Below are 26,345 nucleotides of genomic sequence, written 5' to 3'. Positions count from 1 at the left end.
GGAGCGGGCGGGAGGACCGCAGCGAAGCCCAGCGGAGCGGGCTTCGCGAGAACCGGAGCTTCCGCCCGGCGCAGCGACGTCCCACCGATACGTGCCGCGCCGCACAGTTCTGTTGCGGGCAGTGACGTCACACGGCCCGCAATCGGCCCCAACCCGGCCACGTCTGAACGGGCCGCGGGCGCGGTGTCAGCCGAGGGCGTCGAAACCGGCCCGCAGGTGGGCGACGCGCTCGCTCAGCTCGGCGACGGCGCCGTTCAAGGGCGGATCCCCGGACTTGTCCGACAGTTCCCGCACCCGCCGCAGCTCGTCCTCGATAGCGGTGACGCGGCCGGCCAGTTCGGCCAGCACGGAGGTGTGGTCGCCGCCGCCCGGCAGCTCGTTCGACAGGCGTTCGCGCAGCAGCACCGCCTGCTCGGTGAGCCGCCGGTTCATCGTGTAGAGCTCCACGAACACGGCGACCTTGGCGCGCAGCACCCAGGGGTCGAACGGTTTTGTGAGGTAGTCCACGGCCCCGGCGGCGTACCCCCGGAAGGCGTAGTCGGGGGCGCTGTCGACCACGGTCAGGAAGATGATCGGGATGTTCCTGGTGCGCTCTCTTCGTTTGATGTGCGCGGCTGTCTCGAAGCCGTCCATGCCCGGCATGCGCACGTCGAGCAGGATCAGAGCGAAGTCGGTCGACAGGAGGGCCTTCAGTGCCTCCTCTCCGGACCGGGCCCGCACGGGCGCGACGTCCAGAGAGCTGAGGATCGCCTCCAGGGCGATCAGGTTCTCCTCGCGGTCGTCGACCAGCAGGACCCTGGCGCGGTCATGCATCGATCAGGCCTCCTGGGAGTCTCGGGACTCGGGGGACGGCACGCCCCTCGTTCGTTCTGTGCTCCCGCTGCGGCCGCGCATGAGCCATCCGCGCAGCCGTTCGAGCAGCCGGTCGACGTCGACCGGCTTGGGCACGTAATCGGAGGCACCCGACGAGATGCTCCTCTCGCGGTCTCCCCGCATGACCTTCGCCGTCAACGCGATGATCGGCAGGTCGGCGAACTGCGGCATCGTGCGGATCGCCGAGGTCGTGGCCCAGCCGTCCATCTCGGGCATCATGATGTCCATCAGCACGAGCGCCACGTCCTCGTTGCGTTCGAGCTGCTCGATCCCCTCGCGGCCGTTCTCGGCGTACACGACGGTCGAGCCGTGCCGCTCCAGCACGCTGGTCAGCGCGAAGACGTTGCGGATGTCGTCGTCCACGATGAGGATCTTGGCTCCGGACAGCGGGTCGTCCCCCTGCCAGTCACGGCCGTCCACCAGCGGCGCGTACTGGGGGACGGGCAGGTCGGTCGGGAGAGGGATCTCCGGGAGGATGTCCTTGATGTGCAGGTCGGGCACCTCGCTGTCGCGGCCCTCCGGCTCCACGGGCGTCGCGATCGCGCCGCCGTCGGGGGCGGCGAGCGGCCCCGAGTAGTCCAGGGGCAGATACAGCGTGAAGGTGCTGCCCTCTCCGGGCGCGCTCTGGACGTGGATCTCACCGCCGAGGAGGCGGGCGATCTCCCGGCAGATCGACAGGCCGAGGCCGGTGCCGCCGTACTTGCGGCTGGTCGTGCCGTCGGCCTGACGGAACTGCTCGAAGATCACTTCGAGCTTGTCCGGCGCGATGCCGATGCCGGTGTCCACGACCCTGAAGGCCAGCATGTCCTCCTGCGAGCCCTGCAGCTTCTCGTCCACGTACGGCACGTCGGCGGGCGCGCGCGTGACTTCCAGCCTGACCTCGCCCTCGTGGGTGAACTTCACCGCGTTGGACAGCAGGTTGCGCAGCACCTGCTGGAGCCGCTGCTCGTCGCTGCGCAGGTCGTTGGGCACTGAGGGATCGACCTCGACCGCGAACGACAGGCCCTTGTCCTGCGCGAGCGGTGCGAAGGTGGCCTCCATATAGTCGACCAGCGCGGACAGCGACATCGTCTGCGGGTGGATGTCCATGCGGCCCGCCTCGACCTTGGTCAGGTCGAGGATGTCGTTGATCAGCTGGAGCAGCGCCGATCCGGCGTCGTGGATCGTCCGGGCGAACTCGACCTGTTGCGAGGTCAGGTTGCCCTCGGTGTTCTCCGTCAGCAGCTTGGCGAGCACGAGCAGGCTGTTCAGTGGGGTGCGCAGCTCGTGGGACATGTTCGCCAGGAACTCGGACTTGTAGCGCGAGGACACCGCGAGCTGCTCGGCCCGCTCCTCCAGCGTCCGCCGGGCCTGCTCGATCTGGAAGTTCTGGATCTCGATGGCACGGTTCTGCTTGGCCAGCAGCGCCGCCTTGTCCTCAAGTTCGGCGTTGGACCGGCGCAGCTCCTCCTGCTGGCGCTGGAGCTCGTCGGAGCGCTCCTGCAGCTCGATCGCGAGCCGCTGCGACTCGGTGAGCAGGTCCTCGGTCCGGGAGTTGGCCATGATCGTGTTGATCGTGACGCCGATGGTCTCCACGAGCTGGGTGAGGAACGCCAGGTGCACCTCGCTGAACTGCCTGAACGAGGCCATCTCCAGGACGCCGAGCACCTTGTTCTCGAACAGGATCGGCATGACGACGATCTGCGCCGGATTCGACCGGCTGAGCCCCGTCTCGACCGTGATCGAGTCGACCGGCACGTCCTCCAGGATGATCTGCTCGGCCTCCAGCGCGGCCTGGCCGATGATCCCCTCGCCCAGCTCGAAGCTCGGCTTGGGGGACGAGCCCGGCTGGATGCCGTACCCGGCGATGAGGTTGAGCCGGCCGCCGTCGTAGAGGTAGCAGGCGCCGTGGCTGGCCGAGACGAGCGGGGTGAGCTCGCTCATGATCAGCCGCGCCACCTCCATCAGGTCGCGGTGGCCCTGCATCAGGCGCGAGATCCTGGCCAGGTTGGACTTGAGCCAGTCCTGCTCCTGGTTGGTCCTGGTCGTCTCGCGCAGGGTGGCGACCATCGTGTTGATGTTGTCCTTCAGCTGGGCCAGCTCGCCCGGCGCCTCCACGGTGATCGACCGGGTGAGATCGCCCCTGGCGACCGCGCTGGTCACCTCGGCGATCGCGCGCACCTGGGTGGTCAGGTTGCCGGCCAGCTCGTTCACGCTCTCGGTGAGCCGCTTCCAGGTGCCCTCGACGCCCTCGACACGGGCCTGGCCGCCGAGCTGGCCCTCCGAGCCGACCTCGCGGGCGACGCGGGTCACCTCGGAGGCGAAGGACGACAGCTGGTCGACCATGGTGTTCATGGTGCTCTTGAGTTCGAGGATCTCGCCCTGGGCGTCGACGTCGATCTTGCGGGTCAGGTCGCCGTTGGCGACGGCGGTGGTGACCTGGGCGATGTTGCGCACCTGGTAGGTGAAGTTGTTCGCCATCGAGTTGACGTTGTCGGTGAGGTCCTTCCAGACGCCCGAAACGCCGGGGACGCGCGCCTGGCCGCCCAGCCGTCCCTCTGTGCCGACCTCGCGGGCGACGCGGGTCACCTCGTCGGCGAAGGCGGACAGCTGGTCCACCATGGTGTTCATCGTGTCCTTGAGCTCCAGGATCTCGCCCTGGGCGTCCACGGTGATCTTCTTGGACAGGTTGCCCTGCGCGACGGCGGTGGAGACGACGGCGATCTGACGGATCTGCGACGTCAGGTTGTTCGCCATGAAGTTGACGTTGTCGGTGAGGTCCTTCCAGATGCCCGACACCCCGCGCACCTGCGCCTGGCCGCCCAGCCGTCCCTCGGTGCCGACCTCGCGGGCGACGCGGGTCACCTCGGAGGCGAAGGACGACAGCTGGTCGACCATGGTGTTCATGGTGCTCTTGAGTTCGAGCATCTCGCCCTGGGCGTCGACGTCGATCTTGCGGGTGAAGTCGCCGTTGGCGACGGCGGTGGTGACCTGGGCGATGTTGCGCACCTGGTAGGTCAGGTTGTTGGCCATCGAGTTGACGTTGTCGGTGAGGTCCTTCCAGACGCCCGACACGCCCTTCACCTCGGCGCGCCCGCCCAGCTGGCCCTCCGTGCCCACCTCGCGGGCCACCCGGGTCACCTCGTCGGCGAACGCCGAGAGCTGGTCGACCATCGTGTTGAGGGTCTCCTTGAGCTCCAGGATCTCGCCCTGGGCGTCCACCGTGATCTTCCTGGACAGGTCGCCCTTGGCCACGGCGGTGGAGACGACGGCGATCTGCCGCACCTGTGAGGTCAGGTTGTTGGCCATGAAGTTGACGTTGTCGGTGAGGTCCTTCCAGACGCCCGACACGCCGCGCACCTGCGCCTGGCCGCCCAGCTTGCCCTCGGTGCCGACCTCGCGGGCCACCCGGGTGACCTCCTCGGCGAACGCGGAGAGCTGGTCGACCATCGTGTTGACGGTGTGCTTCAGCTCCAGCATCTCGCCGACGGCGTCGACGGTGACCTTGCGGCTCAGGTCGCCGCGGGCGACCCCGGTCGTCACCTCGGCGATGTCGCGGACCTGCGCGGAGACGCGGTCGGACATCGTGTTGACGGCCTCGGTGAGGTCGCGCCAGCTTCCCGACATGCCGCGCAGGTTGGCCCGGCCGCCCAGCTTGCCCTCGGTGCCGAGGTCGCGGGTGACCCGCGTCACTTCCGAGGTGAACAGCGAGAGCTGGTCGACCATGCCGTTGATGGCCTTACCCAGCCGGCGTACCTCACCCCGGGCCGCGCGGTCCACGTCGATCCGGCGGGACAGGTCGCCCTTGGCCACCGCGTCGATGACGTCCGCGGCGCCGCTGACCGGCGTGACGATGGCGTCGATGAGGTCGTTGACCGAGCCCACGCTCTCGGCCCACGCGCCGACGCCCGGCCCGGGGCTCAGCCGTTCGGTGAAACGGCCCTCCTTGACGATCTCGCGGCGCACCCGGGCCAGCTCGTTGGCCAGGTGTTCGCGCCGGTCCGCCACCTCGTTGAGCAGCAGCCGGATCTCGCTGAGGATTCCCGGCGGGGCGTGGGAGACTCGGCGGCGGAAGTCGCCGTCGCGCCATGTGATAAGCGTCTCCAAGAAGGGGACGAGATCGGATTCGCGGTAGACCCGTTCGGTCCCGGCCAGCTCGGCGTTGGCGGGCGACATTTAGCCTCCTTTACCCCGACGGGGCTGACGCGACCAAGGCGTAGGGCCTCGTACGGCCTGTCCAGCCGCGGACTCCATGCCAGTCTGTCACGTTCCGTGGGGTGCGGGGCCCCCTTGCTTGACCCGAGGTCAGGCGGAAGTGTGGTAAGCACAATGGTGGTGACAACTACCCCACGAGCCGTCCTGGCGGCGTCCTTCACGCCGGGCGAGACGGCCGTACCCGAAGTGAAGCGGTTCACGCGCGAGGTGATGACGGCGTGGGCCGCGATGTCCGTGTTCCCCGAGGCCGAGCGCCTGGTGGGCGAACTGGTCGCTGAGACGGCCGGTGCGCCCTTCGAGGTCGTGTGGCTCCACCACGGCGAATCCATCCAGGTGGAGGTGCGGGAGAAGACGGACGGCCAGGACTTCGGGCCGCCGGCCGACGCCATCACGTGGGGCGTCACGTTCACCTCGTCGCTGCGCACCCGCTGGGCCCGCCTCGAACTGCCGGGCGGGGAGCCGGTGCAGAGCGACGAGTGGCTGCTGGAGGCCGCGCACGGCCCGGGCTGGCTGGGCTTCCTCGCGGACGCGAGCGATCTGCTCGCGGGCACGCTCAACCCGGATATGGTCCCGGCGATCATCGCGCAGATCGTGGTGCCGCGCCTGGCGAGCTGGTGCGCCGTCTACACCGACCAGGACGGGCTGGGGGAGTTGCGGCCCGCCTACCTCTGGCACGCGGACGAGACCCAGATCGACGCCATGCGCGACGAGCTGGAGGAGATCGCGCTGCCGGCGGACGACGACCCCGCCGTGCTGCCGATGGCCGACTGGCAGGCGCTGGCCTACCCGTTGACCGCGCGGGGGCGGCGGCTCGGCGTGATGTGCCTGGGCCGGCGCGACCGCTTCCCCGACGAGGCCATGCAGATCGCCGAGGACCTCAGCCGGCGCGCGGCGCTCGCGCTCGACAACGCCCGCCTGTACGCGCAGCAGGCGGCGGCCAACCGGGCGCTCCAGCGCAGCCTCCTGCCGCCCGACGAGCCCACGACCCCCGGACTCGACTTCCACGTCATCTACGAGCCGGCCGGGGAGACCAACGAGGTCGGCGGCGACTTCTACGACCTGTTCCCGATCGCGGACGGGGTCTGGCGCTTCGCGATCGGCGACGTCTGCGGCACCGGGCCCGAGGCCGCCGCGGTCACCGGGCTGGCCCGTCACACCCTCCGGCTGCTCGCCCGCGAGGGGTACGGCGTGGCCGCCGTCGTGGGCCGACTCAACCAGGCGATCCTGGAAGAGGGGGAGCGCGCCCGTTTCCTGACGCTGCTGCACGGCCAGATCACGGTCGTGCCGGAGGGGCTCGACATCCGCCTCGTCTCGGCCGGGCATCCGGAGGCCCTGCGGCTGCGGCCGAACGGCCTCGTCGAGGTCGTCGCGTCGCCGCAGTCGCTGCTCGGGGTGTTCCCCGAGGCGAAGTTCCAGGAGGACAGCCTGCGGCTCACCCCCGGTGACGTGCTGCTGGGCGTGACCGACGGGGTGACCGAGCGGCGGTCGGGCGACCGGCTGCTCGACGACGACGGCGGCCTGGCCAAGCTGCTGGCGGAGTGCGCCGACCTGTCCGCCCGCGCGGTGGCCGAGCGCATCCGCCGCGCCGTGCAGGACTTCGCGCCCGCGCCGAGCGCCGACGACCTGGCCATCCTCGTGCTGCGCGCGCCCTAGACCTAGACTCTCCCAATCACGCGGACGGCGAAGTCGATGGACGCGGCCATCTGGTGCACCCGCTCCTCCACCATCGGCGTGCCCGGTCCGGCGTCGTACCGGTAGACCGACGGCTCCCTGCCGTGGTCCGCCAGGGCCCGCACGTAGTGCTCGACCTGCCGCGCCGGGCAGCGCGGGTCGTTCGCCCCCGTGAGGATCAGCAGCGGCGCCTCCACCATGTCGGCGTAGGTGATCGGGGAGGACGCGGCGTACCGCTCGGGCACCTCGGCCGGGGAACCGCCCAGCAGCGCCCGGTGCGCCGCGCGCAGGCTTTCTGCCTCGTCCTCGTACGCCGCCGCGTGGTCGGCGATGGGGACGGCGGCGATCCCCGCCGCCCACGACTTCGGCTGGGTGCCGAGCGCCAGCAGGGTCAGGTAACCGCCCCACGCCGTGCCGGCGAGCACGAGGCGGTCGGGGTCGGCGATGCCGCGCTCCACCGCCCACTCGCGCACCGCCGCCACGTCGGCCAGCTCGATGTGGCCGACCTCGCCGCGCAGGGCGTCGCGCCAGGCCGAGCCATACCCGGCCGAGCCCCGGTGGTTCACCCTGATCACCGCGAAGCCGCTGTCGACCCACGCCGCGACCTGCGGTTGGAACGAGTCGTCGTCCTGGCCTTCCTTGCCGTCGCCGAACCCCGGCAGATCGCTGCGCAGGAGGAACACCGTGGGGTACGGCGCGGCCACCCGCTCCGGCCGGGAGACGAGGGCGTGGATGCGCCCGCCGGGGCCCTCCACGTCGATGTCCTCGAGCGGCACGGACGGCGGTGGCGTGCGCCCGGGGCTGAGGAGCACGTGGCCGTTGCTCGACTTGACGACCGGCGGGTGGGCGGCGCTCGACCAGGCGTACTCGACGGTGCCGTCGGGGCGCGGCGCCGCCGCCTCGATCACCCCGTGCGGGCTCTCGATCGGGGTGAGGCCGCCTCCGGCGAGGTCGTAGCGCAGCAGTTCCGTGCGTCCCCGCTGGTTGTGGATGATGAGCAGCGCCCGGCCGTCGTCGTACCAGTCCGCGGAGATCTCGCCGCGCACGCGCAGCCAGATCTCCCGCTGTTCGCCGGTCACCGGGTCCCACACGAGCGGTTCGCGGCGGCCCCTGCGCTCGTGCAGGACGAGCAGGCGCCGGTCGCCGGGGACGGGGGCGAACCTGCCGCCGGTCACGCCCCTGCCAGGTCCGTCGTTCAGCTCGGCGACCGTCGAGCCGTTCGCCCTGATGACCCGTACGGCCGGGTGCAGGACGTCGCCGTGATCGCTGTGGTTGACGGCGATGAGCGAGCCGTCGAGTGACATGTCCGCGACCGCGGCGTACTCGTCGTGGCGATACAACGTGACCGGCTCGTTTCCGGGCCGGGCCAGCAGGATCTCGAAGCCGTCCCGGGAGGAGCGGCCGACGGCCGCGGCGCCGTCCGAGGCGAGCGCGAGCCCGCAGGGGTGGCCGGGCGGCATGACCAGGGGCACGTCCGGGCCGCCGTGGAACGGCTGGCGCGACCACACACCGTGCCCGTCGCCGTCCGTGTCGCCGCGTATGTCGCCGAACCACCAGATCCATTGGCCGGTGGGGTCGATCGCGCCATAGCGGGTGCCCTGAGGGCGGTCGGTGACCTGGCGGGTCTGGCCGCTCGACCGGTCCCAGGCGTAGATCTCCCAGGAGCCTGAGGCGTTGCCGCGGTAGACGGCGCGCTGCGGCGCCTGGCGCGCCCACGTCGGCAGGGTCACCCGCGGTGCCCGGAACCTGGCCTGCCAGCGTTCCTCGGCCTTCATGCCGGCCCTCCCCTGCGCTCCTACGGGGTCGGGTTCAGTATGTCCCGCCAGACGCGACAATGCCCCACAAACGGGCGATGTCGGGTCGCGAGTTCGGGCGGCGCGCCGGTCAGGAGAGATCCAGGCCGGCGAGCTGGGCGCGGCTGGCCACGTTGAGCTTCGGAAACGCCCGATAGAGGTGGTAGCTGACGGTCTTCGGGCTGAGGAACAACTGCGCGCCGATCTCCCGGTTGGTCAGGCCCCTGGCGGCCAGCCGTACGGTCTGCAGCTCCTGCGGGGACAGCGCGGACAGCGCTTCCGCAGGCGCGGCGGGGGAGCTGGTGTCACCTCCCAGGGACGGCCGCTGCCGGCGTGGAGCCGTACGGCGGCGCCGAAGTCCTCGTGTGCCCTGATGGCGGCTTCCGACCGTGCGGCGGAGCGGGGCGGCCTGCGGCTGCTTGGAGCGACGCGGGCGCAGGTGCTGCGGTATGTCGTGGCGGAGGCGCTGGCGGTGATCGCGATCTGCTTCCTGCTGGGGGCGGTCGCGGCGGTCACCCCAGCGATCCGTACCAGAGGCGTGGCGATCCCGCGCTCGTGATCCGCGCCGCGTGGTCAGGTCGTCGCGGTCCAGGCTCGCCTGGTCAGGACAACACCGTCCAGCGGGTGATGTGGAAGGACGCGGTCACCGGCACCGGGTCGGGCAGCGCGGCGATCTTCGCGGCCAGTTCCTCAGGGCGGGTATGCCAGGCGCTCGGGCCCATGCCGACCACCGCCTCGACCTCGTCGTGGCCGAGCGAGAGCGCGATCTCCTCGGTCTCCTCCGCGATGCGGGCGAATCGGCCGGCCAGGGCGTCCTCCAGGCGGCGGTCCTTGTCCTCGTCCACGCTCAGCAGGCCGAGCCGTCCGACGAGCGGGCTCAGGTGGCCGGGGCCGGGTGTGACGACGACCAGGGAGCCGCCGGGTCGCAGCGCGCGGGCGAACTCCTCAGCGTTGCGCGGCGCGAAGACGTTGAGCAGCACGTCCACGCGGTCGTCGCCGACGGGGATCGGCCGCCACACGTCCGCCACCACGGCGCCGATGCGGGGATGGGCGCGGGCGGCCCGTTTCAGCGCGTGCTTGGACACGTCGATCGCGATGCCCACCGCGTCGTCGCCGAGCGCCGCGGCCAGGTAGTAACCGGTGCCCGCGCCGGCGTCGGCGACCACGGCGGCGCCCTCGCACATCCGGGCGAGGCGGCGGGCCAGCGGGGCGTAGTGGCCCGCCTCCAGGAAGCGCGCCCTCGCGGCCACCATGGCGGGCGTGTCGGCCGTGCCGGCCGGGCGGGTGAGCATGTTCACGTATCCCTGCCGCGCCACGTCGAAGGAGTGGCCGTGCGCGCACCTGACCGACCCGTCGGCCAGATGGACCGCCGCACGGCAGGCCGGGCAGACGAGGTGGTCGATGACGTCGGCGAGCACCCGTCCATCATCCACCCCGCGCGGGACTGCGAACCGGCGACAAGTCGGCTGCAGGAGTACGGCAAGCCGGCGGAGGTTCCATGGACGCGCAAGGAACTTTTCGAAGGGGGAGACCACGATGACCCGCACCCGCCGCCGCTGCCCGCGCTGCCGTACCGAACTCGACGAGGGCCCGATTCTCTACCGCTGCGCCCACTGCGAGCGCGCGGTCTACGCGGCCGACCTCGACGTCGACTACGCGCCCGTCCCCGCCGCCCGCTGAACCGCGCTTCTTCTATCGTGGGCGCTTCTTCTATCGTGATGCGATGCCGCATAAGCCGAGAATCGTGGCCGGTGTCGAGATCGTCCCACTTTGTGATGCCGTGGGTCCGATGAAGGAACCGATCCGCAAGCCGCTGCCCGAGATGTTCGCCGGCGCGGCGTTCGAACCCGCCGATGAGTGGGTGCTGCACTTCCACTGCTTCCTGGTGCGGGCGGCGGGCCGTACGGTCCTGGTGGACGCCGGGATCGGCGGCGCCGACTCGCTCGCGACCTGGGCACCCCTGCCCGGCCGCCTCGGCGAGGAACTGGCCGCCGCCGGGGCCGCCCCGGCCGACGTGGACGTCGTCGTGCTGACCCACCTGCACAGCGACCACATGGGCGGCGCGGTCGTGAACGGCGCTCCCGCCTTCCCGAACGCCCGCCACGTGGTGCAGCGGGCGGAGGTCGAGTGGGCGGCCGACCCGGTGCGCGAACTGATCCTCGATCCCCTGCGTGACCTGCTCGACGTCATCGACGGCGACGCCGAACCCGTGCCCGGGGTCCGGGTGCTGCACGCGCCCGGCCATACGCCCGGCCACCAGTGCGTCGAGGCGGGAGACGTCCTCATGAGCGGCGACGCCCTGCACCACCCCGTCCAGCTGGCCGACCCGGAGATCCGCTACGTGTACGACGAGGACCCCGACCTCGCCGTACGGACGCGCAAGGACATCCTCGCCCGAGCGACCGTCCTCGCCCCCGCCCACTTCCCCGACCCCTTCGTGCACATGCAGTAATCAAACGGTCGCTCTTCGCTCATCTCATTGTTAAGCTCTTGGCCATGGGTGCACAACGTACGTACGCTCTGGTCGTGGGTGTCAAAGAGGAGCGCATCAACCTGCGCGTGGACACGGAGACCAAGCGGCTGCTGGAGAACGCGAGCGAGGTGGCCGGGGACACCGTCTCCTCGTTCGTCCTCGGTGCGGCGACCATGGCCGCCCGCGAGTTGCTGGCGGACCGGACGGTTTTCCGGCTCGGCGAGGAGCAGTGGCAGGCCTTCGATGCGGCCCTGTCCCGGGAGTCTCGTGACGTGCCGGGGCTTGCCGAGCTCATGAGGACCCCGACGGTCCTGGACGAAAACCCGTGAAGCTGTCTTCGGTGTCCCCCGTCACCAGGGGCGACGACCTCGACGGCTTCGACTGCGGTTCCCCCGCCCAGAGCGAGTGGCTGACGCGCCATGCGCTGCAGGCGCATGCCAGTGGAGGATGTCGTGTGTACGTCGTGCGCGACATCGAGTCCGGCAGAGTGGTGGGTTACTACGCGATCGCGGCCGGGAGTGTCGGTCCGGCCGCGGCTCCCGCACGGCTGCTCAAGGGGGCCGGTCGTCACGATCAGCCCGTCGTCGTCCTGGCCCGGTTGGGTGTGGACAGAGCCGTGCAGGGCATCGGGCTGGGACGGGCGCTCGTGGTGGACGCCTTCCGGAGAGTGGCGCGGGTGGCCGACCAGATCGGTGTTCGAGCCATGCTCATCCACTGTGAGAGCGAGGCGGCGCGGGCCTTTCATCTGCGGCTCGCCGCGTTCGAGCAGAGCCCGAGCGACCCTCTGCACCTCCTGCTGCTGATGAAGGACCTGCGGCGGGCCCTCCCGGGTGGGGCTTGGGACGGTGTGATCGGCACGATTCCGGGTTTCACGGAAGCGGTGGACGTGGAGAGCAGCCGCGACAAGTAGGCGGTGAGTCTGCTCTGACGCAGGCGGGTTGCGGTCAGGCGGGGGCCGGGGCGGGGGTGGGGCGAAGGGTGGCCCGGCGCCGGGCGCGGGCGCGGTAGCGGATCACCTGTACGGCCCCGAGCAGCCAGATCGGATACTGCACGGCGAACGCCCAGCGGAAGTCGTTCTGCAGGTCCATGACGACCCCGACGAGCGCGATCAGGGACATCGACGCGGCGAAGCCGCCGCCGTTGACGATGCCGGTGGCGACGCCGATGCGCTCGGCCGGGTTGAACGTGCGGGCGTAGTCGAAGCCGACCATCGAGCCGGGGCCGTTGGTGGCGAGGGCCAGCATGAGCAGCCCGAGCGTCCACAGCGGGGCGGGGCCGGGCCACAGGAGGACGAGCGTCCACGCGCCGGCCGTGGCGCCGATGACCGTGAGCACCATCCACGAGCGGCGCAGCGGGAAGCGCCCGGCGAGGTGGCCGAGCAGCGGCCCGCAGCCCATCGCGAGCAGCGTCAGCGTGGTCAGCAGCACGCCGGCCGTACGCGGGGACAGGCCCTGGCCCTGCACGAGGAAGGGATAGCCCCACAGGATCGTGAACGCCGCGACCGAGCACTGGGTGGCGGCGTGGGTCCACATGCCGAGGCGGGTGCCCGGCTCTGCCCAGGCCGCCCGCACTCCGAGCGCCGCGGGCGCGCGTTCCGGCCGCCGGTCGCGCAGGAAGAGGCCGACGGCGGCCAGCGCCACCACCCCGAGGCCCGCCGCCCACAGGAAGGTCGGCGTCCAGCCGTACGCGTGCATCGAGGTGATCAGCGGCACGGCGGACACGACCGCGCCGAACTGGCCGAGGATGCCGGTGAGCTGGACGATCAGCGGGTTGCGGCGGGGCGGGAACCAGACGTTGACCATCCGGATCACGCTGATGAACGTCATCGCGTCGCCGCAGCCGACCAGCACCCTTCCGGCGACGGCCGCCCCCAGCCCGGTGGCGACGGCGAACAGAATCTGGCCGAGGGTCATGACCGCCGCGCCGATGAGCAGCATGCGCTTGGAGCCCAGGCGGTCGACCAGGACGCCGACGGGGACCTGCATGGCCGCGTAGACGAGCAGTTGCAGCATCGCGAGGGTGGACAGCGCCGCCGACCCGACCCCGAACCTCGTCGCCGCGTCGATCCCCGTCACGCCGAGCGACTGGCGGTGGAAGACCGCGACCATGTACGCGAGCACACCGGCGGTCCAGTAGATCAGGGGTTTGCGACTGTTCTCACCCGTATGCCCCACGTAGACGAATTTTACCGTTATGTGCTTCTTGCCCCTTGCGTGACCCCCGCCACGCGTGCCCCGGACCGGCGTGATCGCCGATCCGGGGCACGGGGCGGAGTGTCAGACGAGGGCGGGGACCCGCTCTTCGGGGGCCTCCTCGGCCACGTCGTCGCCGTGCGACAACCGCGGCAGCCAGTTCAGCCAGCGCGGCAGGTACCAGTTCCAGTCGCCGAGCAGCTTCATCGTCGCGGGCAGCAGCACCGCGCGGACGATGGTGGCGTCGATCAGCACGGCCGCCGCCAGGCCGATGCCGAGCTGCATGAACGTCAGCAGCGACAGCGTGGCGAACGTCGCGAACACCGCCACCATGATGAGCGCGGCGCTCGTCACCACGGCCGCCGTGCTCCTGATCCCGAACGCCACGGCGTCCTCGGTGCTCATGCCCCTGTCGTACGCCTCCCTGATCCGGCTGAGGATGAAGACGTGGTAGTCCATCGACAGCCCGAAGAGGATCACGAACAGGAACAGCGGCAGCCAGTTGGTGATCGTCCCGGTCGAGTGGAAGCCCAGCAGGCTCTCGCCGTACCCCTTCTGGAAGACCAGCACGAGCACGCCGTACGCGGCGGCGACGGACAGCAGGTTGAGCACGATGGCCTTGACCGCCACGACGAGTGAGCGGAACGAGACCAGCAGCAGCACGAACGCCAGCAGCAGCACGAACCCGAACACCAGCGGGATGCGGCGCATGAGCTGCTGGTTGAAGTCCATCGAGTCCGCTGTGGCGCCGGTCACGTGGGCGCCGGGCAGCGTGGCGGGGACGACCTCCTCCCGCAGGGTGCGGATCGCGTGCTCGGAGACCTCGTCCGTGCCGGTGCCCTTGATGCCGATGCTGATCTTCGCGACCGTCTTGTCGGGGTTGACGGCGACGGCGAAGGGCTCGTTGGCCTCGCCCGTGGCCAGCGCCCGCCGCCTGAAGTCCTCGATCTTCGCGGTGAACGCCGGCGTCGTCACGTCGGCCGCCTTCACCACGACCACCGCCGGCTCGTTGCCGCCCGGGAACGCCTTGTCGATCCGCTTGAACGTCTCGGCGATCTGGTAGTCGCCCTGGAGGTCGTCGATGGTCTGGGTGCCGGTCTTCAGGCCGAAGGCCGGGACGGCCAGGGCGGCGAGCAGGCCGCCGGCGAGGACGACCGAGATCAGCGGGTGCCGCAGCACCGGCTTCATGATCGCGCCCCACATCCGGCTCTGGCCGCCGCGCACGCCGAGGACGCGCCGCCAGGTGACCCGGCCGCCGGTGAGGACGCGCGCCGTGCCGTGGATCAGGCGGGCGTCGAGCTTGTCGCCGAGCAGCGAGAGCAGCGCGGGCAGCACGGTCAGCGAGCCGACGACGGCCGTGAGCACCACGAGGATCGTGCCCTCGGCGAAGCCCATGAAGATCCCGTTGCCGGTGAGGAACATGCCCGCCATGGCCACGATGACGGTGATGCCGGAGATGAGCACGGCGCGCCCCGACGTGGCCGCCGCGATCTCGATGGACCGCTTCTTGTCGCGGCCCTTGGCCCGCTCCTCCCTCGCTCTCATGATGTAGAAGAGCGAGTAATCGACGCCCACGGCCAGGCCGATCAGCAGCATGACGTTGCTGGTGGCCGAGTCGACGTGCAGGAGATGGCTGGTGAAGGCCAGCAGGCCGGTGGCCGCGAAGATCGCCGTCATCGCCAGCGCGACGGGGACGACCGCCGCCAGCAGCGCGCCGAACGCGGCGAGCAGGATCCCGAGCGTGATGGGCAGCGACAGCTGCTCGGCGCGGACGAAGTCCTCGTCGATCGCCTCGCCGATCAGCTTCCCCGAGCTGGCCGCGCCCGCCTCCTCCACGCGAAGGCCGGGGTGCGCCCCCTGCACCCTGGCCACCGCGTCGAGGACAGGCTGGATCCGTTCCTCCGCCGTGCCGCCGTCGCCCTTCATGTCGAACTGGACCAGCGTCGTGCGCCGGTTCTGCGTCACCGGCGAGGGCTCCTTGTCGTACGGCGTGCGCACGTGCTCGACCTGGCCGGTGGCCTCGACGGCCCTCTTGACGTCCTCGACGGCCCGGCGGAAGTCGGGGTCCGTCACCGTCAGCGTCCCCTCACGGGACTGGACCAGCACGACCTCACCGGCGACGTTCGCGAAGCGCGCTCCGTCGAGGATCTGCTCGGCCTGGCGCGAGTCGCCGTTCGCGGACTCGTAGCCGCGCATCTCCGCGGTGCCCACGGCGTTGCCCGCGACCGTCGCGACGGCGACGAAGGCGACCCAGACGAGCAGCGCCCACCACCGATGGCGCGCGCTCCAGCCGCCCACGGTGGCGGCGATGTTCCTGCGGCGTCCCATGACCCTCCCCTTTTACGTCCGCTTCGACGGTAGGTAGCGATCACGGGCGGGACATCGGGCGAGCAGACCAGATCGCGCGTACTGCCCGGGGCGTACGTCCTCCTCCCCGCGATCTAGGGGACATCCCTTACTAGGCTCAGGGCATGAGATCGGAGCTGCGATGATCCCGGCGGACGCCTTCTACGCGGGGCTGTTCAAGGTGGCCGCCGCGGCGGCGGGTTTCCTCACCGACTCCTCGGGGCGGGTCCTGCTGGTGAAGCCGGGCTACCGCGACCACTGGGGGTGGCCGGGCGGCCACGTCGACGAGGGTGAGTCGCCAGAGGCGGCCTGCGGGCGGGAGCTGGCCGAGGAGCTGGGCCTCACCCGGCCGGTGGGCCGCCTGCTCGTGGTCCAGTGGGTGCCGCCGCGGGACGACCGGCCGATCCCGCTGGTCCACTTCCTGTTCGACTGCGGCACGTTCGAGGACGGGACGGGCGTGGTCCTGCAGGAGGAGGAGCTGGACGACTACGGGTTCTTCACGGCGGAGCAGGCCGCCTCTCTCATGCCGGCCTACCTGGTGACCCGGCTGACGGCGGCCCAGCGGGCCCGCGCGACCGGCGAAACCGTCTACCTCCCTGCCGCCGTCGCCGAATAGTTTCCCGTCCTCGTGGAATGGGGTGGACGAACACGCCATGACGAACGTGAGTGACGTAACGGGACGGTGAGGCATGGACGAGCCGGAGCTCAAGAAGGAGCTCGAGGAGGTTGACGTTCAGATCGAGCGTCTGCGCAGGGAGACCGCGGAGATACGCGAGGAGATCGGGCAGAGCTGGGACGCGCCCACGGACATGGCGGAGAGGTCCACCCTGCTGACCAACGTCGAGCAGCAGGAGGCGCTGATCGACGACCTGCAACTGCGCCGCGAGCAGATCCTGCGGCGGATGAAGGGCTGAGCCCGCCCCGGGGTGCCCGGTCGGGCGGAACCGCGTTTGTACGCTGGTATGAGCCACGACGTGGTGGCGTACCGGACGACGGGGGCGGCGTGGGCGTCATGACCGCGATGCGAACGAGGGTTGCCAGGGGGGAACCGGCCGGGCTGCCCGCGGAGGTGACCAGCTTCGTGGGACGCCGGCACGAGCTGGCCGAGCTCAAGCGCCTGCCGGGGACCTCACACGTGGTCACGGTGATCGGTGCGGGCGGGGTGGGGAAGACCCGCCTCGCGCTGCGGGCGGCCGAGGAGGTCCGCAGGAGCTTCCCCGGCGGCGTGCGGCTGGTCGAGCTGGCCGCGCTCGAAGATCCCGCCCTGCTCGTGCAGACCGTGGCCGAGGCGCTGTCGGTCAACGATCACTCGACCCGGCCGCCGCTCGACGCGCTGGTCGAACGCCTGCGGGGCCGGCAGACCTTGATCGTGCTCGACAACTGCGAGCACGTCCTCGCCGAGTGCGCGGTGCTCGTGGACGCGCTGGTCCGCGCGCTGCCCGATCTTCGGGTCCTCGCCACCAGCAGGCAGGCGCTCGGCATCGACGGCGAGCGGATCGTCGAGCTGGCGCCGCTGTCGATGCCCGCCGTCGACGGTGATCCGGCGGTGCCGCTCGCCGAGTCGGACGCGGTCCGGCTGTTCGCCGAGCGGGCCGCCTCGGTCGTCCCCGGGTTCGAGGTGACCGCGGAGAACGAGGAGGCGGTGGCCGAGATCTGCCGCCGGCTCGACGGTCTGCCCCTGGCGATCGAGATGGCCGCCGTACGGCTGCGCGCCCTTTCGGTGAGCCAGGTGCTGGAGCGGCTGGGCGACCGGTTCCGGCTGCTCACGGGGGGATCGCGGGCCGCGCTGCCCCGGCAGCGTACGCTGCGCGCGCTGTTCGAGTGGAGCTACGACCTGTGCAACGAGCAGGAGCGGCTGCTGTGGCAGCGCGTCTCGGTCTTCGTCGGGGGTCTGGACCTGGAGGCGGCCGAGCAGGTGTGCGCCGGCGACGGCATCGCCCGCGAGGACGTGCTCGAACTCGTCGCCGGGCTGGTCGACAAGTCGGTCCTGTTCCGCCGGGAGTCCGAGGGGGTGATCCGCTACTGCGTGCTCGACACGGTGCGGCAGTTCGGCCGTGAGCTGCTGGCCGCCTCCGGGAACGAGGCGACGCTGCACCGGCGGCACCGCGACTACTACCGGAAGATCTCCTCACGGGCCTGGGCGGAGCTGTTCAGTGCCGCCCAGCAGTCGTGGGTGGAACGCCTGCAGCGCGACCACGCCAACCTCCGCAAGGCCCTGGACTGGTCGCTGCGCGAGCCGGGAGAGGCCGAGACGGGCCTGGCGATGACCGCGGAACTGCTCTACCACTGGAGTGGCTACCACCTGTCGGAGGGGGCCGGCTGGTTCGACCGTAGCCTGGCCGCCGCGACGGAACCCGGCGAGGTGCGCGCCCACGCGCTGTGGGCGGGCGCCTGGATCGCCCTGCTCAGGGACGACTGCGCCACCACGCTCGCTCGGCTGGAGGAGGCCAGCGCGATCGCCGAGCGGCTCGGGCTGCGGGTGACGCTCGGCTACATCGCGTTCCTGTCCGGCATGGCGGCCGTGTGCGGGGGCGACCTGGAAAGCGGCATGCGGCGGTATGAGGAGGCGGCGGACGCCCACCGGGCCGTGGGCAACCCCATCGGCCTCGCGCTGGCCCTCAACCGGCTCGCCCTGGCCAACGCGTTCCTCGGCCGCCCGGCCACCCGCGACCTCGCCGAGGAGTGCGTCGCCCTGTGCGACCTGTACGGCGAGGGCTGGCACCGGGCGTACGCGCTGCTGGCGCTGGCGATCGACGCCTGGCACCGGGGCGACATGCACGCGGCCTGCGAGTTCGACAACGAGAGCCTGCGCTACAACACGGCGGTGGGCGACCAGCTCGGCATAGGCATGAACCTGGAGGCCCATGCCTGGTTCGCCGCCGGCGAGCAGAAGTACGAGCGGGCCGCCCGGCTGCTCGGCGTCATACGGACCTTCTGGCAGGCCGTCGGCGCGCGGCTGGCGGAGTTCCGCTACATGAGCCGCTGTCACGACGAGTGCGAGGCGGCCACCCGCGAGGCGTTGGACGAGCGCGCCTTCCTGGCCCAGGTGTCCAAAGGCGCGGCCCTGACGCGGGAAGAGGCGCTGGCGTACGCCCTGCTCGAACGGACGCCCGCCGCCCGCGGGCCCGCGCCGTCCGAGGGCCGGATCGCTCCGCTGACGCGTAGGGAGACGGAGATCGCGCAGCTCGTTGCCGAGGGACTGAGCAACAAGGACATCGCCGGCAGACTGGTCATCTCTCAGCGCACCGCGGAAGGCCACATCGAGCACATTCTCGACAAGCTCGGGTTCAAGTCGCGCGCCCAGGTCGCCGCCTGGGTGAAGGAGCGGCTGAGCGAGCGCCCGGTGGGCCCGGCCGCGGACGACGCGAACGGCCCAAGCGGCACGGTCAGCGGGCGTACGCCGGCAGCTCGAACCACATGATCTTGCCCTGGCGGGTGCGCTCCGCGCCCCAGCAACAGGCCAGCGAGTCCAGCAGCCGCAGTCCGCGCCCGCTCTCGTCGGAGGCGGCCGGCCGGGCCATCTCGGGCATCGCGCCGTCGCAGTCCTCCACCTCGCAGCGCAGCAGTCCCTCGACGGCCGACAGCCGTAGGACGAGGTCGCCGCAGCAGGTGTGGCACAGCACGTTCGTGACCAGCTCGCTCACCAGCAGCCGCGTCACGTCGGACAGGTTCTCCATGCCCCAGGCGCTCAGGCGCTCGCCGACCAGCCGCCGGGCCCGCCCGGCGGAGGTGGCGTCGGTGGGCAGCCGCCAGGACGCCGCCTCGACGTCGGGATCGTCCACGAGCTGGATGGTGAGGTCGCCGACCCGCTGCCGCAGCGTCTCCCAGCGGTGACGGACCGCGGAGTGCCGGCGCGGCAGGGCGGCGGGCGCGTCGCCACCCCGGGTGGATGACGGTGATTCGTCTCGGACGGGACAGTAGATCAAACTCATGCGGCACACCCCAGAGACACGCGAGCAGGGACGCTGCGGCCGTCCGGCATGAGCTCACCGCTGTCGTCGAAGAGCACCACGCCGTTGCAGAGCAGTCCCCATCCCTGCTCCGGGTGGAAGGCGATCAGACAGGCCGCGTCGCGGTCGGGTGCGTCCGCCGACGGGCACTGCGGGTGGTGCTGGCACATGATCGGTCCCCCTGGCTCTCATGCACTCTTTGAGACGTTTTCAGACTGCCTTCTCGCGTCTTGGGGTGGGGAGGGGGAAAACACCCGTATCGATACCTGTTCGAGGCATACGTACGTAGTGGGTGCTAGCAGGGTCGGCGGCGGGCAAAAACGCTGCCCGGCCCTCACCCGTCCAGGGAGATCGCGTCCTTGGCTCGATCGACCGACTCCTCGGAAGCCCCACGGCCCGGATTCTCCGTGGCCAGCGCCTGGTTGAGCGCCACGAAGGGCCGCATCCGCCGCTCGTAGCGGGCGAAGGCGGCCTCGTGCGCGCCTCCCGCCGCCGCCAGCTCGGCGGCCAGCACGTACGCGCCCACGAGGGCGAGGCTCGTGCCCTGGCCCGACAGAGGGGACGGGCAGTAGGCCGCGTCGCCGACGAGCCCGATCCGTCCCGACGACCACCGGTCCATGTGGACCTGGGCCATCGAGTCGCAGTAGAAGTCGCTCGCCTCCTCCATGCCCTTCAGCAGCCTCGGCGTCTCCCCGCCCGCACCTGCGAACGCCTCGGCCAGGGCCGCGCGCAGCCGGGCGGGGTCCCGGTGGTCGAGCGGCTCGGACTGGAAGCCGATGGTGACCCGCAGCTCGCTGTTCCCTCTGACAGGGAAGATCCCGTATCCGCGCTCCCCGTCCTGCATCCAGACCTGCCAGTCCTCCAGTCCGAGGAAGTTGTCCACGCTGAACACGGCCAGGTAGATCCCCAGGTGGTGGGCGAACTCCTGCTCCGGCCCGAAGGTCAGCCGCCGGACCGTGGAGTGCAGTCCGTCCGCGCCCACCACGAGGTCGTACCGGCGCGGTTCGGCGTGCTCGAACCGGGCCACGACGCCCCGCTCGTCCTGCTCCAGCTCCGTGATCGAGTCGCCGAACAGGAACGTGACCTCTCCGCGCGCCCGCTCGTACAGCAGGTGGGTGAGGTCCTCGCGCAGCAGCTCGATGTCGTCGTTGTCGAGGCGGCCGCTGCTGTAGGTCATCTCCTCCGAGCGCATGATCTCGTTGCCCTCGCCGTCGTACACCGACATGCCGCGATGCCCGGTGCGCAGGCGCCGCGCCTCGTCGAGGACGCCGGTGCGGCCGGCGACCTCCAGCGCGACGCCGCGTATGTCGATCGCCTGCCCTCCGGCGCGGAGGCCGGGAGCGCGCTCCACCACGGTCGGGGCGAAGCCGTGGCGGCGCAGCCAGTAGGCGAGCGTGATCCCCGCGACACCGGCGCCGGAGACGAGCACGTTGGTCATCGAAGCTCCCAGGGGGTGTGGATGTTGTATGCACGGCGAATGTACGGTGTAAGCGCCCATCGTTCAACCTGCAACTATGGCGAGTTTGTGTACTAGGACAGGTAGTCTCTGTCCTAGTACAGAGAGGAGATCGACGTGACGCCGCCGTACGCGAGGATCGCCGCCGAACTCAGGCGCAGGATCGCCGAGGGCGAGCTGGCGCCCGGCGACCGGGTGCCCTCGACCCGGCAGGTGGCCGCGCAGTGGGGGGTCGCGCTCGCCACCGCGACGAGGGCGCTCGCCGAGCTGCGCCAGGAGGGGCTCGTCCGCGCGGAACCTCGCGTCGGCACGGTCGTCGCGGAGCCACCCCCGGCCCTCCCGCCCGCGCCGGGAACCGCCGCACCGCCGGGAGATCGGACACGCGCGGCGGCACCGGCCCCACGTGCCGCCGAGGCGGCGCGGCGGCGGCCGGGCACGGGGGCCGAACGCGAGCTGACCCGCGAGCGCGTCGTGCGGGCGGCCATCGAGATCGCCGACGCCGAGGGGCTGCCGGCGCTGTCGATGCGCGGTGTGGCGGCCCGGCTCGGGGTCGCGGCCATGTCGCCGTACCGGTACGTGGGAAGCAAAGACGATCTGATCCTGCTCATGGCGGACGCGGCGTTCGGCGAACTGGGCTATCCCGGCGATCCCCCCGAGGGCTGGCGGGAACGGCTGGAGGTCGCGGGCCGTACGCTGTGGGCGATCTTCCGGCGGCATCCGTGGCTGGCGCAGCTCAGCCCGCTCGGCAGGCCGCTGGCGCTACCCGGACTGACCGTGCACGCCGACTGGGCGCTGGCCGCCCTCGACGGCCTCGGCCTCGATTCCGCGACCGTGCTCGACGTCCACATCCTGCTCTACAGCCATGTGCAGGGCCTCGCGATCGACCTGGAGCGCGAGGCGCAGATCGCGGCGGCGACAGGCCTGTCGGAGGAACAGTGGATGGACGTCCAGGGTCCGGCGCTGAGCGCCATCGCGGAATCGGGGCGCTACCCGGCCTTCGCCAAGGTCATCGGCGCGCTGGGCGGGGACGGGTACGACTTCCGTGTCGACGACGTGTTCGAGCTCGGCATGCGGCTCCTGCTCGACGGCGTCACCTGCCTGGTGGAGCGGACCCGCGCCTCCGGACGGTGATTAAAGTGGCGGCATGAGCGAGCGAATCAGTGGACACCTCCGAGCCGGCGGCGAGGAGAAGGCATGAGCCCCAGGATCGCGACCGCCGAGACCGTCTCCCGCGAGCAGCTGCTCGACTTCATCCGTGATCGCCACCGGGCGATCCTGATCACGACGAGACGTGACGGCGGCCCCCAGGCGTCCCCGGTGAGCTGCGGAGTCGACGCCGAGGGCCGCATCGTCGTGTCGACCTACCCCGAACGCGCCAAGACCCGCAACGCCCGCCGTGACCCGAGGGCGAGCGTGGTCGTGCTGTCGGACGACTTCGACGGGCCGTGGGTGCAGGTGGACGGCACCGCCGAGGTGCTCGACCTGCCGGAGGCCCTGGAGCCGCTGGTCGACTACTACCGCTCGATCTCCGGGGAGCACCCCGACTGGGAGGAATACCGCGCGGCCATGGTCCGCCAGGGCAAGTCGCTGGTGCGGATCACCCCGGAGTCCTGGGGACCCGTGGCCACCGGCGGGTTCCCGCCCCGCCTGGCGTGACGCGCCGGCCCCGAACCGGCCGTGAGCCGCGCGCGCCTGTGGCCGTTGTACGCCGCCGGGTTCACCACCGCCTTCGGCGCACACGGCATCGCGGCCAACCTCGGCGTGGCCGGCGACGGCGCGGGAGCGTCCCTGCTCCGGCTCGGCCTGCTGCTCGCCCTGTACGACGGTGCCGAGGTCGTGCTCAAACCGGCGTTCGGCACGCTGGCCGACCGGATCGGACCGCGCCCGGTGCTCGTGGGCGGCCTCGTCGCGTTCGTCCTCGCCTCGGGCGTTTACGTGGTGGCGGCCTGGCCCCATGGTCTCCCGGACGCCCGGTGGCTCCTGGCGGCGAGGCTGGGGCAGGGCGCGGCGGCCTCGGCGTTCTCGCCCGCGGCGTCCGCGCTGGTCGCGCGGCTGACACCGGAGACCGCGCGCGGCCGGGCCTTCGGCTCATACGGCTTCTACAAGAGCATCGGCTACACCCTCGGCCCCTTCCTCGGCGGGGCGGTCGTCGCGGCAGGCGGCCTGCGCTCGCTGTTCGCGGTCATGGCCGTGCTGGCCGCCGCAGTGGCCTGCTGGGCGGCCCTCACGGTGCCCCGGGTGCCGCCGCTGCCGCGCGCCAGGCAGACCGTGGGCGACCTCGCCCGGCGTCTCGCCGATCCCGGGTTCCTGCGGCCGGTGACGGCCCTCGCGGCGGGGACGGCGGCGCTGTCGGTGGGGGTCGGCTTCCTGCCGGTGTCCGGCCGCGCGGACGGGCTTGGGCCGATCACGACGGGTGCGGTCGTCTCCGTGCTGGCCGCGTGCGCCGCCGTCGCCCAGCCACTCGCGGGCCGGGCGCTCGACGCGAGGAGGATCAGCCCGGTCCACGGCCTGGCCACCGGGCTACTGCTCTGCGCGACGGCCTTCGCGCTCGCGGCCGTCCCGGGCGTGGTCCCGCTCGTCCTCGCGGCGGCGACGGCGGGCGCGGGGATCGGGCTGGTGACCCCGCTCGGGTTCGCCGTTCTGGCCGGGGCCACACCTCCCGAGCGCATGGGCCAGACCATGGGAAGCGCCGAGGTGGGCCGAGAGATCGGCGACGCGGGCGGCCCGCTCCTTGTCGGGGCGGTCGCGACCGCGCTGTCCCTGACCTCGGGTTACCTGCTGCTCGGCGGGCTGCTCGTGGGGGCCGCCGCGTACGCGGGCAGGCGCGGGCGGTGGGCGGCCTGAATCAGGCCGGCGCTGCCGTCCGGTAATCCCCCGGGCTTATGCCGTAACAGCGGACGAACCACCGGGTGAGGTGGCTCTGGTCAGTGAACCCCGCCTCGGCCGCCGCCTCGCTCAGTGAACGGCCCTGCGCGATCAGCCGCCGGGCCGTACGCAACCGGAGCAGGCGCTGGTAGTCGCTGGGCGCCATGCCGTACACGGCACGGAACGCGCGATAGACCGCGAACCTGCTGCGCCCGGTCACGGCGGCGAGGTCGTCGGCGGTGACCTCCGCGAGGGGGGCGTCCTGAAGGCGGCCGCGCACCCGCTCGGCGATGCGGCGGGCGTCGGCGGAGGTGGCCTCCCGCGCCCGCACCGGGCGGGTGGCGGCCCGCCGGACGATCGAGGAGACGACGGCGGCCAGCAACTCGTCCCTCCGGAGGGCCCCTGCGCCCCCGAGCAGGGCCTTGTGCAGCGCCCTGAGCCCGGCCGCGAGCGTCGCGTCGTGGACGACGGGGTGGGGAAACAGGGGCGGTCCCGTCTCCCGTCCGGCCAGGTCGCCCAGCACGTCGGTGACCAGCTCAGGGCCGATGTGCACGATCCGGTAGGTGAACCCCAGGGCGTCGGCGGCGTGCCCGTCGTGCGGGTCGTCCGGGTTGAACGCCATGACCATGCCCGTCACGCTCGTGTGGGCGGCCCCGCGGCAGGTGAACGCCTGGTTGCCCTCCTCGGTGACGCCGAAGGAGTACGTCTCGTGGCTGTGCCGGTGATAGACGTGCCGGGCGAAGTGGGCGTGCATCGCCTCCAGCGACCGGTCGGGGGAGCGCCAGTAGCGGGACCAGTCCTGTGCCACAACGCCATTGTGCTCCGTCGCGGCGCACGAGCGTACAAGACGGCCCGTGCACGCGGAGGCAGGCTGGTGCGCATGCGTTTCGACACCAAGATCGGCATCGTGGTCCGGGAGGACCTGGCCGTGTGGCAGAAGCTGAACGTGACGGCGTTCCTGGCGAGCGCGGTCGCGGGGGGAGTCCCCGAGGCGATCGGGGAACGGTACGAGGACGGCTCGGGCACCTCCTACCTGCCGATGTTCCGCCAGCCCGTGCTCGTCTACGCCGCGGACCCCGCCGGGCTGGCCCGGGTGCGCGCCCGCGCCGTCGAACGAGGGCTCGACGTGGCCGTCTACATCGAGGAGATGTTCAAGACCGGCAACGACGTGGACAACCGGGCCGCCGTACGGGCCGTAACGGCCGAGGAGATGCCGCTCGTCGGGCTGGCCGTGTACGGCCCCAGGAACGCCGTGGACAAAGTGGTCAAGGGGCTCGCCCTGCATCCGTGATCCCCTCCGAGGCTCCGAACAGGGGGAGGCAGGGTTCGAGGCCGTGGATCCCGAACCGTCGGGGGTCGTCCACGGCTCGCCGAACGGCATCTCGCCGGGGTCGTGGACACCCTCGGCCGCCCGGTCGGCGAGCGCGTCCAGGTCGTCCGGGCCGGGCAGGCGCAGTTCCAGCCGGGGGGTCGTCAGTCGCAGCGCGAAGAGCGGCCAGTGTCGCATGGCACGATCCTGACGAGATCGGCGGTCCGCCGCACGCGGATTAACACCGGTGGAAAACCGGTTTCCGCCGGATCGGGATGCGGTTAGCCTCGGATGCCGCCATGAGTGCCGGTGCCGTGAACCGGCGCGGACAAGGACAGCACGCATGCCCGACCCGCTCACCACGCCGGCCGCCGAGCTTCCCGTACGCCGGCTCGGACCCGAGGACCTGGATCGATGCCTCGCCCTCAGCGAGGACAGGGCCTGGGCCCGGGAGGAGCGCAAGTGGCTGTTCCTCCTGGAGAACGCCGAGGTCTACGCGATCGACGCCCCTTCGGGAGAGCTTGCGGGCACGGTCACGCTGACCCGGTACGGCACGACCGCGGCGGGCATCGGCATGATGCTCGTCGCCGCCCGGTATGGCGGACGCGGGCTGGCCCGGCGGCTGATGACGCACGTGCTCGACACGGCCGGTGACGCGACCGTCTTCCTCTGGGCCACCGAGCTCGGCCGGCCGCTGTACGAGAAGCTCGGGTTCGAGACGCTGGGCGTGACGGAGGCGCGCGTGGGGCGCCTGCGCGCCGGGGACGACCCCGTCCTGTCGAGGCCGGCCGACCTCGACGCCGATCTCGACGCCCTGCTCGCGCTCGACGGCGAGGTCTTCGGCGCCGACCGGGCCGGGCTGCTCGCACGGCTGTTCGCCTTCGCCAAGGAGGTCAGGGTCGCCGAGGACGAGACGGGGCTGACCGGCTACGCCGTGTCGTGGCGCAGCATGGACACCCTGTTCATCGGGCCGGTGGTCGCCGGTGATGAAGCGGTCGCCCGCGCGCTCGTCACCGACCTCGCGCGGAACGCCGAGGGCCTGGTGCGGATCGAGGTCGAGCGCGCCCGGCCGGGCCTGCTGGACTGGCTCGGCGAGCGGGGCGTGTCACCGGCGTTCTCGACGTCCTTCATGGTCCACGGCGGCAGGCCGCTCCCGGGCGACCGGACCCGCATGTTCGCCCCGATGATGCTCGCAATGGGCTGAACCCCCGACTCACGGGGCA

The 26,345-nt window shown here is 71.6% G+C and carries 25 protein-coding genes and 1 pseudogene; 14 read left to right on the top strand and 12 right to left on the bottom strand.

Annotated features, from left to right (window positions below):
• Positions 1–186 precede the first annotated feature (186 nt).
• A complete protein-coding gene (locus ACQEVJ_RS43110) occupies positions 187–813 on the bottom strand; it encodes a response regulator (protein ID WP_433110992.1) in 627 nt (208 codons plus the stop codon).
• A gap of 3 nt (positions 814–816) precedes the next feature.
• Positions 817–5,028 carry a HAMP domain-containing protein gene (locus tag ACQEVJ_RS43105; RefSeq protein ID WP_433110990.1) on the bottom strand — a complete coding sequence of 1,404 codons (4,212 nt, stop codon included), beginning with the start codon at positions 5,026–5,028 and terminating at the stop codon, positions 817–819.
• A gap of 153 nt (positions 5,029–5,181) precedes the next feature.
• Between ACQEVJ_RS43105 and ACQEVJ_RS43100 the strand changes: the two genes are divergently transcribed.
• Positions 5,182–6,720 carry a PP2C family protein-serine/threonine phosphatase gene (locus ACQEVJ_RS43100; protein WP_433110988.1) on the top strand — a complete coding sequence of 513 codons (1,539 nt, stop codon included), beginning with the start codon at positions 5,182–5,184 and terminating at the stop codon, positions 6,718–6,720.
• A gap of 2 nt (positions 6,721–6,722) precedes the next feature.
• Here ACQEVJ_RS43100 and ACQEVJ_RS43095 read toward each other — a convergent pair whose 3' ends face one another.
• Both ACQEVJ_RS43095 and ACQEVJ_RS43090 read right to left on the bottom strand, forming a co-directional pair.
• Positions 6,723–8,513 (bottom strand): prolyl oligopeptidase family serine peptidase, encoded by a 1,791-nt coding sequence (locus ACQEVJ_RS43095; RefSeq protein WP_433110986.1) that lies wholly within the window; start codon positions 8,511–8,513, stop codon positions 6,723–6,725.
• Between the two features lie 109 nt (positions 8,514–8,622).
• On the bottom strand, positions 8,623–8,796 hold the full coding sequence (locus tag ACQEVJ_RS43090; RefSeq protein WP_433113272.1) for a helix-turn-helix domain-containing protein: 174 nt from the start codon (positions 8,794–8,796) through the stop codon (positions 8,623–8,625).
• 108 nt (positions 8,797–8,904) lie between these two features.
• On the opposite strand from ACQEVJ_RS43090, the gene ACQEVJ_RS43085 reads away from it, so the two are divergent.
• Positions 8,905–9,090, top strand: coding sequence for an FtsX-like permease family protein (locus ACQEVJ_RS43085; protein ID WP_433110984.1), 186 nt, complete (start codon positions 8,905–8,907; stop codon positions 9,088–9,090).
• A 43-nt stretch (positions 9,091–9,133) separates the two neighbouring features.
• Here the strand turns inward: ACQEVJ_RS43085 and ACQEVJ_RS43080 are convergent, their stop codons facing one another.
• On the bottom strand, positions 9,134–9,949 hold the full coding sequence (locus ACQEVJ_RS43080; RefSeq protein WP_433110982.1) for a putative RNA methyltransferase: 816 nt from the start codon (positions 9,947–9,949) through the stop codon (positions 9,134–9,136).
• A gap of 118 nt (positions 9,950–10,067) precedes the next feature.
• On the opposite strand from ACQEVJ_RS43080, the gene ACQEVJ_RS43075 reads away from it, so the two are divergent.
• The 4 genes from ACQEVJ_RS43075 (at position 10,068) to ACQEVJ_RS43060 (ending at position 11,914) form a co-directional block, all read left to right on the top strand.
• Positions 10,068–10,211 (top strand): hypothetical protein, encoded by a 144-nt coding sequence (locus ACQEVJ_RS43075; RefSeq protein ID WP_433110980.1) that lies wholly within the window; start codon positions 10,068–10,070, stop codon positions 10,209–10,211.
• A gap of 109 nt (positions 10,212–10,320) precedes the next feature.
• Positions 10,321–10,983 (top strand): MBL fold metallo-hydrolase, encoded by a 663-nt coding sequence (locus ACQEVJ_RS43070; RefSeq protein ID WP_433110978.1) that lies wholly within the window; start codon positions 10,321–10,323, stop codon positions 10,981–10,983.
• Between the two features lie 74 nt (positions 10,984–11,057).
• The gene (locus tag ACQEVJ_RS43065; protein ID WP_433110976.1) at positions 11,058–11,333 is read left to right on the top strand and encodes a DUF1778 domain-containing protein; all 276 of its coding nucleotides are present in this window, start codon (positions 11,058–11,060) and stop codon (positions 11,331–11,333) included.
• Positions 11,330–11,914, top strand: coding sequence for an N-acetyltransferase family protein (locus ACQEVJ_RS43060; protein WP_433110974.1), 585 nt, complete (start codon positions 11,330–11,332; stop codon positions 11,912–11,914). Before ACQEVJ_RS43065 ends, ACQEVJ_RS43060 begins: the two co-directional genes overlap by 4 nt.
• Before the next feature lie 34 nt (positions 11,915–11,948).
• Here ACQEVJ_RS43060 and ACQEVJ_RS43055 read toward each other — a convergent pair whose 3' ends face one another.
• On the bottom strand, positions 11,949–13,178 hold the full coding sequence (locus ACQEVJ_RS43055) for an MFS transporter (protein ID WP_433110972.1): 1,230 nt from the start codon (positions 13,176–13,178) through the stop codon (positions 11,949–11,951).
• A 102-nt stretch (positions 13,179–13,280) separates the two neighbouring features.
• Positions 13,281–15,524 carry an MMPL family transporter gene (locus tag ACQEVJ_RS43050; protein ID WP_433110970.1) on the bottom strand — a complete coding sequence of 748 codons (2,244 nt, stop codon included), beginning with the start codon at positions 15,522–15,524 and terminating at the stop codon, positions 13,281–13,283.
• Between the two features lie 160 nt (positions 15,525–15,684).
• Between ACQEVJ_RS43050 and ACQEVJ_RS43045 the strand changes: the two genes are divergently transcribed.
• The 3 genes from ACQEVJ_RS43045 (at position 15,685) to ACQEVJ_RS43035 (ending at position 18,963) form a co-directional block, all read left to right on the top strand.
• Complete coding sequence (locus ACQEVJ_RS43045) at positions 15,685–16,158, top strand: NUDIX domain-containing protein (protein ID WP_433110968.1); 474 nt, start codon at positions 15,685–15,687, stop codon at positions 16,156–16,158.
• 73 nt (positions 16,159–16,231) lie between these two features.
• Positions 16,232–16,456, top strand: a complete 225-nt coding sequence (locus ACQEVJ_RS43040) for a hypothetical protein (protein WP_433110966.1) — start codon at positions 16,232–16,234, stop codon at positions 16,454–16,456.
• Positions 16,457–16,563: 107 nt separating this feature from the next.
• Positions 16,564–18,963, top strand: coding sequence for an ATP-binding protein (locus ACQEVJ_RS43035; RefSeq protein ID WP_433110964.1), 2,400 nt, complete (start codon positions 16,564–16,566; stop codon positions 18,961–18,963).
• Here the strand turns inward: ACQEVJ_RS43035 and ACQEVJ_RS43030 are convergent.
• From ACQEVJ_RS43030 to ACQEVJ_RS43020, 3 genes are all read right to left on the bottom strand, one after another.
• Complete coding sequence (locus ACQEVJ_RS43030; RefSeq protein ID WP_433110962.1) at positions 18,929–19,474, bottom strand: ATP-binding protein; 546 nt, start codon at positions 19,472–19,474, stop codon at positions 18,929–18,931. The genes ACQEVJ_RS43035 and ACQEVJ_RS43030 overlap by 35 nt on opposite strands.
• Entirely contained in the window at positions 19,471–19,662 is a 192-nt protein-coding gene (locus ACQEVJ_RS43025) for a DUF5999 family protein (RefSeq protein ID WP_433110960.1), read from the bottom strand. The genes ACQEVJ_RS43030 and ACQEVJ_RS43025 overlap by 4 nt, the downstream gene beginning before the upstream one ends.
• A 164-nt stretch (positions 19,663–19,826) precedes the next feature.
• On the bottom strand, positions 19,827–20,930 hold the full coding sequence (locus ACQEVJ_RS43020) for an FAD-dependent monooxygenase (protein WP_433110958.1): 1,104 nt from the start codon (positions 20,928–20,930) through the stop codon (positions 19,827–19,829).
• 135 nt (positions 20,931–21,065) lie between these two features.
• Here ACQEVJ_RS43020 and ACQEVJ_RS43015 point away from each other — a divergent pair, with 135 nt between their 5' ends.
• From ACQEVJ_RS43015 to ACQEVJ_RS43005, 3 genes are all read left to right on the top strand, one after another.
• A complete protein-coding gene (locus ACQEVJ_RS43015; protein WP_433110956.1) occupies positions 21,066–22,079 on the top strand; it encodes a GntR family transcriptional regulator in 1,014 nt (337 codons plus the stop codon).
• Positions 22,080–22,142: 63 nt separating this feature from the next.
• Positions 22,143–22,604, top strand: coding sequence for a PPOX class F420-dependent oxidoreductase (locus ACQEVJ_RS43010; protein WP_433110954.1), 462 nt, complete (start codon positions 22,143–22,145; stop codon positions 22,602–22,604).
• A 21-nt stretch (positions 22,605–22,625) separates the two neighbouring features.
• Entirely contained in the window at positions 22,626–23,792 is a 1,167-nt protein-coding gene (locus tag ACQEVJ_RS43005) for an MFS transporter (RefSeq protein WP_433110952.1), read from the top strand.
• A 1-nt stretch (position 23,793) separates the two neighbouring features.
• Here the strand turns inward: ACQEVJ_RS43005 and ACQEVJ_RS43000 are convergent, their stop codons facing one another.
• Positions 23,794–24,621 carry an AraC family transcriptional regulator gene (locus ACQEVJ_RS43000; protein ID WP_433113269.1) on the bottom strand — a complete coding sequence of 276 codons (828 nt, stop codon included), beginning with the start codon at positions 24,619–24,621 and terminating at the stop codon, positions 23,794–23,796.
• Between the two features lie 72 nt (positions 24,622–24,693).
• Here ACQEVJ_RS43000 and ACQEVJ_RS42995 point away from each other — a divergent pair, with 72 nt between their 5' ends.
• Positions 24,694–25,104, top strand: a complete 411-nt coding sequence (locus ACQEVJ_RS42995; protein ID WP_433113266.1) for a DUF2000 family protein — start codon at positions 24,694–24,696, stop codon at positions 25,102–25,104.
• A gap of 66 nt (positions 25,105–25,170) precedes the next feature.
• Here the strand turns inward: ACQEVJ_RS42995 and ACQEVJ_RS42990 are convergent.
• Positions 25,171–25,320, bottom strand: a pseudogene (locus ACQEVJ_RS42990) (GNAT family N-acetyltransferase); the annotation flags it as partial.
• Between the two features lie 145 nt (positions 25,321–25,465).
• Here ACQEVJ_RS42990 and ACQEVJ_RS42985 point away from each other — a divergent pair.
• The gene (locus ACQEVJ_RS42985) at positions 25,466–26,326 is read left to right on the top strand and encodes a GNAT family N-acetyltransferase (RefSeq protein ID WP_433110950.1); all 861 of its coding nucleotides are present in this window, start codon (positions 25,466–25,468) and stop codon (positions 26,324–26,326) included.
• Positions 26,327–26,345 lie beyond the last annotated feature (19 nt).

The organism is Microbispora sp. CA-102843 (assembly GCF_050936215.1).
GTDB lineage: Bacteria > Actinomycetota > Actinomycetes > Streptosporangiales > Streptosporangiaceae > Microbispora.
This window is presented reverse-complemented; position numbering and strand designations above follow the sequence as displayed.